Genomic DNA, 13130 nt, shown 5'->3' with positions numbered 1-13130 from the left:
GATGTGGTCCCTGCTCAGTCTTTACCAACTCCTGCGCACCGTCATGGTCGACGCCGCGGAGTCCCGGCCCGGCACCGACCCGGACCGCTGCGGGTCCACCACCGCCCTGCACGCCGCCCGCGACCAGGTCGTCCAGGCGGCCGGAATCATCGTCGACAGCAACGAAAAATCCGGGGTCATCGCGCGTCGGGTCCTGGCCGCACTCCTTCCGCCCCGCCGCCCACGGGTGAGCACCCGCAAGGTCAGATCCCCGATCTCCCGCTACAACGAACGCCGCGACGACGGCAGACCCGACCGAAGCCGCACCCTCACCGCCCTCGACATCAGCGTCCTGGAACCCCCGGATGCACAGCGCGCGCTGCCCACTGCCTCCCGGGACGACCGAAATATCACCCCAGCGGAGCGTCGCAGGCATCGGATTCTGGTTCTGCTTCAGGAAAATCCCACCCGTCTTTGGCGACCTCGCGACATCGCGGTCCACTTCGGTGACATCACCCTCGACACCATGTACAGACAGCTTTCCCGATGGGCCGTCAGCGGACTCATCCACAAGATCGGCCCTGGGCTCTACGCCGCCACGACGCGGTCGCCGACTTCCTTGCAGGAGCACGGAAATCCTTAAGTACCGGGCATTGGGTGAAATCCCGTTTGTCCTCTGGAGTTCAGGTCGGAGTCGGGGCGTTCGCGGGTGTTCGACTTCGTTCCGCTTCGTTCGGCTTCGTTCGGACACGGCTGAGTGAGGCCACGAGCCGCTTTGCTGGTGCTGGGGTCCCGCTGATGTGGGAGGCGGGCGGGCCGAGGGGGGACATCATGCGAAGACGACGGATAAGAAGGATGCGGGCCGCGGTCGCGTGTATCGCGGTCGCGGCGTTCACGGCGTCGGCGTTGACCGCGGTGGTGCCGGTGGCCGGAGCCCAGGCCGCTCCAGCGCGCGTCGACACAGCGGATCCGGTCGCCGCCGCCAAGCGGAAGGCCAAGGAGACCGGCCAGCGGATCGTGATCGAGTCACTGCGCGAGGAGAAGTCCACCACCTGGGCCAACCCGGACGGCGTGACGCTGCACAGCGAACTGACGAGCACGCCGGTCCGGGTGCGCAAGAACGGCACGTGGACGCCGATCGACACCACGCTGGTCGAGGAGAGCGGCGTGGTGCGGCCCAAGGCGACCAAGGGCGTGCTGGTGCTGCCGAGCGGCGGCTCCTCCGACCTGGTCGCCAAGCACGACCGCGGCACCTCCGTCGTGCGGTGGCCCGGCGAGCTCCCCAAGCCGAGGCTGGAGGGCGATACCGCGACCTACCGCGACGCCCTCGCGCCCGGGGCGGACCTCGTCGTGACGGCAACCGCCACGGGGTTCGAGCAGCGGATCGTCCTGCGGGAACGGCCGAAGTCCCCGCCGACGTTCCGCGTGCCGGTGACGCTGCCGAAGTCGTTCCGCTACGACACCGAGCCGACCGGCCGGACCCGGCTGCTGGACGCGACGGGTGAGCAGGCGGACCTCTCGCACGCGGCCGTGCTGGACGCGCAGGCCGCTGCCGGTGACGCCGACGGTGGCCACCGGTCGTCGGCGATGGTGTCGGTGGACAAGGACGGCGCCGGCCCGGTGCTCGCCATCACGCCCGACGCCGAGTTTCTCAAGACCACGGCGACTTATCCGGTGACCGTCGCGGTGCCGTCGGACTGGGTCGGGCTGGGGCTGGACGAGGACACGTTCGTCTCCAGCGCGCAATACCCGAACTCCCAGGCGTCCGCGACCTGGCTGCGGGCGGGCAAGTCGTCCAACGGCACCGAGACGTGGCGCACCTACGTCCGGTTCGTCGTCAACGGCACGGAGCTGGACGGCGCCAAGATCCTCAACGCCGACCTGCGGATGTGGAACTACCGGTCCAACGACTGCGGTGACGCGGTCGGATCGGGCATCGTGGCACGCCGGATCACCAGCGCGTGGAACCCGGCGACCCTGACGTGGAATGCCCAGCCGTCGACCACGACCGCAGGGCAGGCCGCGAACCGCGCCGCCTACAGCGACACCTGCTCATGGGGTGTGGGCGAGCTGTACTACTCCGTCGAGACCATCGTGCAGGAATGGGCGAGCGGCGCGCCGGACCACGGTCTGCAACTGCGCGCGGTCAGCGAGTCGGACGCCACCAACTGGCGGCAGTACCGGTCCTCGGAGTACACCGGCACCAGCGGCCGAGGACCGGTGCTGTTCGTGGACTACGAACCGGCCCGGCAGGAGGAGATCCTGTCCTTGACCGGCGGGATCGAACCCGGGTCCATCACCTACGAGCAGGCGGTGGCCAGTCGGGTCGGCACGCCCGAGCAGGAGTCGGCGGCCCCGGCCGTGGACTTGGACCAGGCCCGTGAGATCCAGAAGTCGGCCACGCAGGGGTACGGCCCCGGGGAGGAGAACTCGCGGCCGGATGTCGAGGAGGACTGGTCGGAGGTACTGCCGGGGTGTGGCGGCCCGCAGGCGCCGGAGTGCTTCCCGGCCTGGGAAGGTGACCAGACACCACCGGCCGTCACCGCCACCGGGCCGGTCGACGGCGCGACCGGTGTGCCGGTGACCACGACGGTGTCGGCGACGTTCGACGAACCGGTAAGCGGCGCACAGGTCGTCCTGCGATCACCGGCCGCTGACGTGGTGCCGGGCAGCACGTCGACCAGTGGCGACCGCATGACAGTCACGTTTGTGCCCGCAGCACCGTTGGCGGCCGCGTCGCGCCACACCGTCGAGCTCTCCGGTGCCGCCGACGACTCGGGCAACGTGATGACCCCGCACGGGTGGTCGTTCACGACGGCCGACCAGTCCGGCTCCGACCCGGTGGTGATCACGCTGCCGCTGCGCTCGGACGGCTGGATCGACACCGACGGCTCCACCGACTTCGACGGCGACGTGCTGTGGGCCGGTGTGTTCGACGCCGGCGACTTCCGCGCCGTCGAACGCACGTACCTGCGGTTCGACACCTCGGCACTGGAGGGGAAGACCGTCGTCGACGCCAGGCTCGAACTCCGCGCCGCTGACTCCTACGGCTGCGGCACGGAAGGATCCGGCATCGTCGCCCGGCGTATCACCGGCGACTGGTCCGAGACGTCGCTGTGGTGGGGGGACCAGCCGACCGCCACGGACGACGGCCGCGCGCTCGCGACCGACCCGAGCGGCTGTGGGAACGACCCCACCGAGGACACGTGGACATGGCAGATCGGCGACCTCGCCAGGGCATGGGCCAGCGGGCAGACCGACCACGGGCTGGTGCTGCACAGCCTGGACGAGTCCGCGACGGCGCCGCTGTACGACCACGGCTGGCAGTCCGCGGAAACCGGCGGGCAGCCACCGGTGCTGACCGTCACCTACGTCGACCCGCCGGCCGCTGCGACGCAGGTCTCGGCACAAGCCCCGCCGAAGCGCAAACACTATCAGCACACCACCTTCGAGGAGTGCGACAAGCAGGAGAACCAGAAGTACGTCAACCTCGAGACCGGATACCACCGGGAAGGCTGGGTGAAGAACTCCTTCGGCTGGTGCGCGAAGTCCACCCACGTCATGACGTACTGGAAGATCGAGTGGAACCTGCTCGGCTGGCGCGCCCGCAAGGTCGGCGAGGCGAGCTACGTCTTCACCGTCCTGATCACGACCTTCACTGGCGGCAGGGTCCCGAAGGGGCACACCGATCCGGCCGACGCCGCCGTCCGCACGATATACGCGAAGAGTCGCATCAGCCACGTGTGGAAGTTCAACAAACCCGAGTGGGACAACCGCATCACCGTGACACCCGGCTGGAACGCGACGGGCTGCGACAACACCAGCGCCCCCGCACCGGCCAGGACGCTCAGCCAACTGGCCGCCGCGGACACCACGGTCGTCGACTTCACGTTCTACTCGGACGAAGCGAAGGCCACCAACGATGACCGCTCGGCCACCTGCACCCTCAAGCCCTTCGCGGAAGCCCGCAACCTCGGTCTGCTCCCAATGCGCGTGCGCGGGGCACACCGTGGCGAGGAGCCTGTGGTCCGCTGCGACACCTCGCCCCACGTGACGATGTACTGGGGAGGGTGCATCCTGACCCGGTCGCTGCCCAGGATGGTCGTCAGCACGGCGGCCGACGTCAAGACGAAGCCGACCGGCAGTTCGACGAAAAATCTGGCCAAGGAGTACGCCGAGCACATCAATACGGCGTTCACCGCTCCGGACTCGACCAAGCCGACCAAGCCCGGAGGCGGGAAGCGGTTCCCGGGCAATGGCGCGCCGAACGAGTTCTCCGCACCGCTGACAAGGTCAACCGACCCTACAGTCGAGAATGCGAACCGCGGTCCGGTGGAGTCCTTCTGCAAGTCGAACTGGACCGATGCGCAGCGGAAAGACAAGGAATGTGACGAGTACCCGCCCGCCAAGACTCACCAAGGGGCGGCCAGCCCGGATTGGGACTACTCGGTGCTGCCGATCCACCACTCGGCGAACGAGTCCGGTGGCGCCAGGCAGAACGTCCTGTGGATGCGCTACCGCGTGCTGGACAAAGACCCCTTCAAAATCTGGGTGACCACGTCTGACATCGTGCCGGACAAGTACATCTCAGGCACCGACTGACAGTTGGGTCGTTGGGTCGACCGCGGTCTTCGTCCGCGGTCGGCCCGATCTGCTCCGGCGCGGGTACCAGGTACGACTTCTCGGTCGAGGCGGTGAAGGCCGCCCACAACAGCCTGTGAGGATTGAAACTCTGCATCGAGGCGTTGTGCTGCGGTCATCGCGCGCTATGAGCTGTAGGGGCATGATCGTAAGGCGTGGCGCTACGACTGCTGTACCTGATCTTCGTCCGGGTCGGTGGTCCCGAATCCGACGGGACGTCCACCGATCGACGACCATCGCGATGTTGATCGAGCGGTTAGCACGGGAGAACGCCGGCTGGGGCTACCGACGGATCCAGGGTGAACTGCTCAAGCTCGGCCACCGAGTAGCCGCCTCGACCATCCGCCGCGTACTCAAGCATCTGCGGATCCCGCCCGCGCCCAAGCGCGACAGCGACGACTCCTGGCGAGGATTCCTGCGCGCACAGGCCGCGAGCATGTTGGCCCTGCGACTTCTTCCACGTCGACTGCGCGGTCACCCTCAAACGCGTCTACGTGTTCTTCGTGATCGAAGTCGCCACCCGCTACGTCCACATCCTCGGCACCACCACCAACACCGACGGACCCTCGACCACGCGACAAGCCCGCAACCTGCTCATGGACCTCGACGACCGGGCCGACGACTTCCGGTTCCTCATCCGCGACCGGGCCGGCCAGTTCACCACCTCGTTCGACGCCGTGTTCTCCGACGCAGGCATCCAGGTCATCAAGATCCCACGACGATGGCCCCGTCGGGCAGCATCCTCAACGAGTACCACTACGTTGCCCGACCTGCGCGGATGGCATTTTCGGCATGCACAACGTCCTCCGTGCCCAGGATGGCTTCGGTCAGCCTCCGCACACCGTCGACACCCAGCGGCTCGATCTGGAGCAGCGCGACCAGGCCACCGGCGGCCGATCGGAACTCCGCGCCCAACGGACTACGACCGTGCAGGTCCTCCCGGCGGTAGGTCAACACCATGCCCATGTTGGCCGGAGGCTCGCCGGCCAGGAAGCGCAGCAGTTGACGCGTGCCGTCATCGACCCAGTGCAGGTCTTCCACCACCAGCAAAACCGGGCCCAGCGCGGTCAGGAGTTCCCGCACCGCCCGGAAGAGCCGGTGCCGCTCGGCCCGCGGGTCGCCGATCGGTGGCAACGGGGCGGGCAGCTCGGAAGCGATTTCCGGCAGCGGTGGTTCGAGGGCTCCGACCACAGGGTTCAGATCCTGCTGTCCGGGGAGTCTCGGCCCAGCGTCCCGCAGAGCTTCCAGCAGGGCGCCGTAGGAGAACGGTTCACCGACTTGCCGGCAGTAACCGACGAGCGGCAGCACCGCACCCAGGTCGCCGGCGAGCAACTCGGACACCAACCTGCTCTTGCCCACCCCCGCTTCGCCCTCGATCAGGACGACCGCCGGGCGGCGCACGACGGCCTCCCGCAGCACGGCCAACTGCTCGCCACGCCCGATGAAAACAGGTGAGCTGGTCCGCAACCAACTACTGCGGCCCGTCTTCGAACCGTCAACCCGTTGCACCAACACACCTCCGACCCAGTTGTACTTGATCACGCGCGTGCACGTGGTCCCGCTTCCGCTGTCGGAGTGGGCTGGCCCGTTCACCGGCTCGAAGCCCGGCGAGTCCCACGAGTTGGTGTGGGACGCCGCCCGGCGTGACGACGAGGTCATCGCCGAAGGGCGTCCGAACAGGCCGTGACGGTCGAGATTGCTTGTCCGGCACCGGCCTACGGCCGACAGCCCGGGATGAGCGACCGCACCGGCTCCTCCGGCGAACGCCCGCTCTTACTCCCCCGACCACGATCACGTCGACGCCGGTCTCCTGGCGAAGGTGCGGGTGCCGCCACCTGACGGTGGCGGCACCGTGACCGCGATCAGTGCCATTGAGCCGTCAGCTGAGCGTGCAGCTGGCCGCGGGCGTCGTGTCGGCGCCGTTCCGGCCGGCCAGGAAGCCGAACGTGGCGGTGCCACCGGGCGCCAGGGCGCCGTTCCAGGTCAGGTTCCGCGCGGTCACCGTCGTGCCGTTCTGGGTGACGTCGGCGTTCCACGCCTGGGTGATCCCGCGGCCGTCGCCGAAGTCGAACGTGGCTGTCCACGCCGACGTCGCGGCCGTCGTGCCGTTGCGCACGGTCACTTCGCCCTGGAGCCCGTCGCCCCACTGGTTGATCACGCGGTAGGTCGCGGTGCAGGCCCCGGCCGGCGTGGTCGTCGTGGTGGTGGTCGGAGTCGTGGTGGTCGTGCTGCTGGTGGTTGTGGTGGGTGTGCCGTCGAGTACGGCGGTCAGGCTGGGGTACCAGCGGTCGGCCATCTTGCGGAAGCCGGCGTCGTTGGGGTGCACGCCGTCGTAGGTGTCGACGGCGATGTCGAAGCCGGTCCACTGGTCGACCAGGGTGATGGGGGACTGCGCGGTGGTCTTGCTCGCCACGAGGGACGGGATGGCGTTGTTGAGCGCGATTACGTGGGTGCACTCGGGGCAGTGCATGGGGAGGATCTTGGCCATCAGGATCTTGATGTTCGGGTTGTTGGCCCGCATCTGGTCGATGAGCTTGGCGTAGGCGGCGATGACGGTGTCGATGGGGCGGAAGCTGCCCCACATGTCGTTGGTGCCCAGGTGCATGAGCACGATGTCGGGGCGGGCGGCGTCCAGCCAGGCCGGCAGTTGGTTCTTGTCGGCGATGCCGGTGGGCGAGTGGCCGCTGTGGCCCTCGTGGTCGGTGTCGAACGGCACCGAGCAGCCGCCGCTCGAATTGGTCCCGACGAAGTCGACGTTGGTGTAGCCGGTCTTCTGCAGGCGGTCCCAGAGGTAGGCGCGCCAGCAGCCGGGGGCTTCGGTGATCGAGTCGCCGAGCGGCATGACCCGCACCGGCGCCGCTGCCGCCGGCGGGGCGGTGGCGGAGAACGCGGGCTGTGCCACGACCAGCGCCGATACCGCCAGCAGGGCGGTGACCAGCGCGAACAGAGCGGGTGTTCCGGGCTTGCTCCGTGCGGACATGAGGGTGGCCTCCTTGAGGTCGGCCGGCCCGCCGAGGGGTAGGCGGCGGACCGGCCGGGTCTTGACAGGTGCGGGTGCTTACGGCCTGACGGAGAGCAGGTGGGCCTTCAGGCCCTCGCCGACGCCGGGTTCGGGCGTGCCGTTCCAGTCCTTGATGAGCACCGCGCCCGTGGTGCAGCCCCACGGAGTCCACGTCCACGCCAGGTAGCCGATGTGGTGGGCGTCCGCCCAGTCGACCAGCCGCTGCATGTAGTCGAAGCCGCAGTTGTCCTGGCCGAACTCGCCGAGCACGATCGGGACCTGCGCCGCGAGCGGGGCGATCTGGGTGTCCCAGCAGGTCTCGGTGGCGCAGGCGTTGAAGCTGTAGGCGTGCCACGAGGCGGCGAGGTTGTTCAACGGGTCGGCGGGCTTGTACTTCAGCCATTCGCGCAGGTCGTTGGCCCACTCCAGGCCGCCCAGCATCAGGACGTTGGTCGCGCCGGTGGACCGCACCGCGTCGACCAGGTCCTGCATGCCGGCGACCTCGTAGGGGATGCCCGCGCAGGTGCCGCCGTCGCGCCAGCACTGCCAGCCCGCCGTCTTGTCCCAGTTCGCGGCCATCTCCGGGTAGGGCTCGTTGAACAGGTCGAACACCACCGCGTCGTTGCCCTTGAACGTGTTCGCCACACCGGTCCAGAACTGCGGGGAGTACTTCGCGTCGGTCATCGGCTTCTGGCACACGGCGTGCTCGTCCTTGCAGTGCCAGTCCGGGCTGTCCGTGTAGGCGCCCCAGGTCCAGTGCAGGTCCAGGATCACGTTGATGCCGTTGGCCACGAGCAGGTCCACGTAGTCCTTGACGGCCTGCTGGTAGGCGGGGCCGCTGGGCGAGCCGTGGACGCCCAGCCAGCACTCCTCGTTCAACGGCACCCGCACCGCGTGGATGTTCCACGTCTTCATCGCGTCCACCGACGCCTGGTCCACCGGACCGCCGTCCCACATGCCCTTGCCCTGCACGCAGGCGAACTCGGCAGTGGAGCGGTTCACCCCCAACAACCGGTACGGCCTGCCGTCCTCGGTGACCAGCTTGTTGCCGGAAACGCGCAGCTCCGGCGCCGGCCCGTCAACCGGCGGAGTGGTCGTCGTGGTCGTGGTGGTCGTAGTCGTGGTGGTGGTCGTCGTCGGGTCGGTGCCGGTGCACGCGGCGCCGTTGACCGCGAAGTCCGTCGGCTTGGCGTTGGTGCCGCTGTAGGCGAAGTTCGCCCCCACCGAGACGCTGCCCTTCGCCGGGATGGTGCCGTTCCAGCTCAGGTTGGTGACGGTGACCTTCTTGCCCGACTGCGTCCAGTTGCCGTTCCAGCCGTGCTGCAGGGTCTGGTTGCCGGCGTAGGAGTAGGTCAGCGCCCAACCGCTGACCGCCGACGAACCGAGGTTGGCCACGGTCACGTTGGCGCCGAAACCGCTGCCCCAGTCGTTGGTCGCGTAGTCGACCCGGCACGCGAACGCCCCCGTCGTGCTCGCGTCACTCGCCCACGACCCGCCCGCCGCCGCCATCAAGGCCGTTCCCGCGATGGACACCACAGCACCCACCGCAGCCAGCGCCGTGCGACGCTTCCTGATTCTTCCGAACATCAGCACTCCCTTGTGCGAGTAACAGCCCAGTCCGCCGCCGTTCCTTCCGGAAGCGAAGCCGCAGACGGAAATAAAGGGTTGTCATGTTGAAGACGGACCACCCCACCAGGACCCTGAACAGCCCGGGGAGCATTTCCGAGACGACCGTAGCGAACAAGTTGCGGAACCTGAAGACCCGCGCCCGGAAAAGTCTGACGCGTATCATTTCGTCGACTTCGCCACCAAGGATCGCCGAAAAGAACGGTCGACAAGACCCGGAGGGGTGGCCGATTCATTGAATTCGAACCACCGACTCCGGTGTCGGTGTTCTTCATTGGCGAAACCCGGGCGAGAGCCCGGTCAGTTCACCGTGCGAGACCCGATGGTGCCGACATGTTCCTCCTGACATCGTTGTCAAGGTCGGCCGCAGGGACATCCCAGTGCGACCGGGCGGGCGTGTTGTGTTGTCCGGGAACCACACCGGCGCGGACCCCGCCGCCGAACCGTTGCCGTCCTGGTCGAACCAGATCGAGCTCGACTGGGCGACCTCCTCCAGCGCCATGGCCCCGAACAACAACGCCCCACGCGGCCGTCGACAGGCAGTGCCCAGTCGCGCCAGGGCGCGTGCGAATAGGTGGTGACGGGCGAGAGAACGAGGCGGCTCGGCGAAACGGGAATCGACGGCTTGGTTCTAACGCAGCATCCATGTGGCGATTCGTGCGGTGCAGCGCTCGGACGACCGGAGCACTGCGGGCGGACCGTGGAGGAGTCGTTTCCGGCGCACGGGAACACACCAGAGCGGCCTGCTCATGCAACCTCGCCTTGACGTGCGCACGTCCAAGACGAGGTGCTCACCGGCGGTCGGTGGGACGAGTGCGCCGTCCCCCGCAACCGCGTCGGGTCAGACGTCGGCCGCACATTCAGCCCGCGGGCGTGGCGAACCACCTTTCCGGTCAGCGCGATGTCCACCGGCCGCAGAGGTGACCGTCGGCGGCGACCGGCGCCGTGTGCCCCGGCAACCGGTCGAGGCTCGGCGTGACCGTCGACCGCGACCAGGGCGGGCTTTGTTCCGCACGAGCCGGGCGATCGGCAGGTACGGCGCGACAGAGAAGCGCTCGATGCCGAACGCCGCCGCGCAAGCCCGGGGGTGCCGCTGCTCGACGTCAGACGGCACCGACAGGTGGGCACGAAGCAGCGGTTCGGGTTGCCGCCGCCGTCTTCGGCTTTCCGGTGTGGCAGGAACGCGGGCGGTATGAGCGTCAACGGCTCGTCGTGGACCCATCGGGCGAGGGTGACCGGGGTGGGCGGCCCCGGTAACCGGGCTCGGAGAAGAGCCGCTGGATGTCGTCGCGGTCGCGCGGCGCGGTCCAGGGATTTCCGGACGTCCGGATCGCGGCGGGTGTCGCCGAGAGGCAGATCGCCGGGGCTGCCGGTTGCCCGTGGGTGGGCGGGGAGGTCGTCGTTGTAGCCCTGCCCCGTATCGACGGCGTCGCACAGGTGCCGGTGCGCCACCCCGTCCCCCGCAGGCTCAGCCTCCACCCGCTCGCAGGCTCCCTGCTTCTTCGCCGAAGACGTCGCCGAACACCGGGCATCGACGGGCCTCGACCAGACCGGCACGGTCCCGTCGTGGTCCGGGCGCCGGTCCAGGAAGGCCTCCGCAACCCTCAGGGCGAGGTAGGCGCTCCCCTGAGCCCCACTGGGCACTTCCCGATCGGCGACGACCACCGGCACGGCGCTTCCCGCGAAGCGCGAGCACCGGCCGTCTTGCGGGTTTGAGCACGTCATAGTGGCCCACTTCCTCGTCAATCGGCGTGGAGTCGGGAAGCCCAGAGATAGTTACCTAAACAGATGAACTAAGTCAACACCACCGTAAAGAGGCATACCTAATGAGACATCGCGGCCCTGGCTCCGCGCTCGGGTCCTGCACCGAACCGCCGGTCGCGTGCGGAGTGCCCATGAGCGCGACCTATCGAGTGTCGCGGCTGCCGGAACGTCGTCGGTTACCCAATCAATGGCGGCGGCGCGCTTCCCCCGACCGGACGAATCGCGATTCACCCGCGGAACAGGACCGGTTCGACACCCTTGGCGATGCTGTAGGACCGCTGGTCGAGAGGCGGTCAAGCCCACCTCTAGACCATTTGCACGATCGCGTTCCGCCCGACAAGCGCACCGCTCGGTCAGCGACGAGCCGCTCGGCCCGCTGCCCGCTCGTCGGCGCGGCCGGGAGGTCGCGCAGCGCGACGGAGCAGACGTGCGCGAGCGGGCCAGCGCACTGGCCTGCACAACGCCTGGCCGGCGTTGAGGGTGCGGGGATTCGGCTGACTCACCCAGCGTCGACAGCACGTACGAAACGAACAACCGGCACAGGATACTTTGGGTATAGGCATTTATTGTCCGGCTTCGGTCGTGTCAGACGTCGTGCTTCACCTGTCGGTTGTCGCATCAGATCGGCAACCAGTGACAGAGCGGGTTCGGCTTCTCCCAGTCCGGTACCCGGGTGACGGCCCGCAACCCCTCGGGGAGCGCCAGTTCGGGCACCGGTGCGTCGGTGGCGTCCGGGCGCACCCGATCGCGTTCGTCCTCAGCGGCGTCCGGACACCGCGGATGAACGCGATCACGGAGCGCTGGATCCGGAGCTGCCGACGCGAACTGCTCGACCGCACACCGGTGTGGGACCAACGGCACCTGCTCCACGTCCTGCGCGGGTAAATCTTGGACCGGGCGGCAACCTTCTTCGCAGCGGCGGCAACTAGCGATCAGACCCGAGGACCACCGGCGATCGCAGAACGGCCGTCGTTCCGGCGCCGGCCTTCGGTTGTCACGTAGGAGGTTTGGTGTCCAGGCGGTGGTTGGTTGCCTCGGTGGTGGCCGTGTTGTCAGCGACCACGGGTGTGGTGGTGGTGTGGGATACGAGGAGCGGCGCGGATCATCGCGTCGTATCCGCCGGGGCGGACGGTCGGTCCGAGGTCGGGGTGGCCTCCTCCGCGTCGGCCGCGAGCGAGTCCGTGACCGCGTCGTCGAGCACGGCGATCGGCACGGCCGCCGCCACCCCGTCGACGCCGGTGCCGGTGCCGACGACCTCGACGCCCGCAGCGGTCGTGGGTGACGGGTCGCTGGTCGGAAGGGTCAAGCCCGGGGTCATCCGCGACGGCGTGGCGACGTTCTACAGCAGCGATGGCGGTGGCGCGTGCCTCTACGATCCGAGCCCCGACCCGTTGACCGCGGCGATGAACTGGGCAGACTACGAGGACAGCAAGGCATGTGGCGCCTACGTCCTGGTCCAGGCGCCCAACGGCGCCGGCGTGACGGTGCGGATCACCAACCTGTGTCCGCAGCCGTGCAGGGTGGGGCAGTTGGACCTCAGCGCCGAGGCGTTCGCCCTGTTGGCGGAGCCCAGGCTGGGCGAGATCCCGATCACGTGGAAGCTCGTGAGCCCAGGGGTGTCGGGAGGGATCTCCCTCCGGTACAAAGTCGGTTCCAGCCAGTACTGGTGCGGCATCCAGGTGATCAACCACCGCAACCCCGTCGCGCGTCTGGAGGTCCGAACGAGCACGGTGTGGAAGCAGTTGTCGCGCACGGACTACAACTACTTCCTGTCCGAGGATGGTTCCGGCTGCGGCGGCGCGGTTGCGGTCACCGACATCTACGGACAGCGCCTGGTCCTCGATCCCCTGCCCGTCAGACCGGATGTCGTGCAGGGCACGAGCCTCCAGTTCGACCAACACTGATCCCGTTCAGGCGGAGGCGTCATGCTCGCAGCGATCGTCCTACCCAAGCTGTGCGAGCCGCCGCCACCGCCGGGGTCCTGTCGTCGCTGCCGGCGGTGTCCCACCGGCCCGGCCACGCGGAAGGCCACCGACACGGCCCTGCCACTCGTTCGGTTGCCGAGTGGCCTCTCGACTGTCCGGTGACAGCCAATTTCACCCGCCGGAATCTCGACTGG

At 68.5% G+C, this 13130-nt stretch carries 5 protein-coding genes and 1 pseudogene; 3 read left to right on the top strand and 3 right to left on the bottom strand.

Going from position 1 to position 13130, the window contains the following annotated elements; all coding sequences use genetic code 11:
• Together AB0H12_RS43655 and AB0H12_RS43650 are read left to right on the top strand one after the other, a co-directional pair.
• Positions 1 to 622: pseudogene (locus AB0H12_RS43655) on the top strand (hypothetical protein); the annotation flags it as partial.
• A 212-nt stretch (positions 623 to 834) separates the two neighbouring features.
• The gene (locus tag AB0H12_RS43650; RefSeq protein WP_499632206.1) at positions 835 to 4581 is read left to right on the top strand and encodes a DNRLRE domain-containing protein; all 3747 of its coding nucleotides are present in this window, start codon (positions 835 to 837) and stop codon (positions 4579 to 4581) included.
• Positions 4582 to 5376: 795 nt separating this feature from the next.
• On the opposite strand, the gene AB0H12_RS43645 is transcribed toward AB0H12_RS43650, so the two are convergent.
• The 3 genes from AB0H12_RS43645 to AB0H12_RS43635 form a co-directional block, all read right to left on the bottom strand.
• Positions 5377 to 6162, bottom strand: a complete 786-nt coding sequence (locus AB0H12_RS43645) for an AAA family ATPase (RefSeq protein ID WP_499632203.1) — start codon at positions 6160 to 6162, stop codon at positions 5377 to 5379.
• A 337-nt stretch (positions 6163 to 6499) separates the two neighbouring features.
• Entirely contained in the window at positions 6500 to 7600 is a 1101-nt protein-coding gene (locus AB0H12_RS43640) for a cellulose binding domain-containing protein (RefSeq protein ID WP_499632200.1), read from the bottom strand.
• A 78-nt stretch (positions 7601 to 7678) separates the two neighbouring features.
• Positions 7679 to 9208, bottom strand: a complete 1530-nt coding sequence (locus AB0H12_RS43635; RefSeq protein ID WP_499632197.1) for a cellulase family glycosylhydrolase — start codon at positions 9206 to 9208, stop codon at positions 7679 to 7681.
• A 2951-nt stretch (positions 9209 to 12159) separates the two neighbouring features.
• On the opposite strand from AB0H12_RS43635, the gene AB0H12_RS43630 reads away from it, so the two are divergent.
• Entirely contained in the window at positions 12160 to 12915 is a 756-nt protein-coding gene (locus AB0H12_RS43630; RefSeq protein WP_499632194.1) for an expansin EXLX1 family cellulose-binding protein, read from the top strand.
• Positions 12916 to 13130: the final 215 nt, after the last annotated feature.

Origin of the sequence: Actinosynnema sp. NPDC023794 (genome assembly GCF_040639675.1) — a bacterium.
In the GTDB taxonomy this organism is placed as follows: Bacteria; Actinomycetota; Actinomycetes; order Mycobacteriales; family Pseudonocardiaceae; genus Actinosynnema; species Actinosynnema luteola.
Note: the sequence above shows the minus strand (reverse complement) of the source record. Positions and strands in the feature narration are given on the sequence as shown.

Excerpts from the sequence above, each read along its gene's own strand:
- AB0H12_RS43650 (WP_499632206.1), top strand. The coding sequence starts at position 835 with ATGCGGGCCGCGGTCGCGTGTATCGCGGTCGCGGCGTTCACGGCGTCG.
- AB0H12_RS43640 (WP_499632200.1), bottom strand. The coding sequence starts at position 7,600 with ATGTCCGCACGGAGCAAGCCCGGAACACCCGCTCTGTTCGCGCTGGTC.
- AB0H12_RS43635 (WP_499632197.1), bottom strand. The coding sequence starts at position 9,208 with ATGTTCGGAAGAATCAGGAAGCGTCGCACGGCGCTGGCTGCGGTGGGT.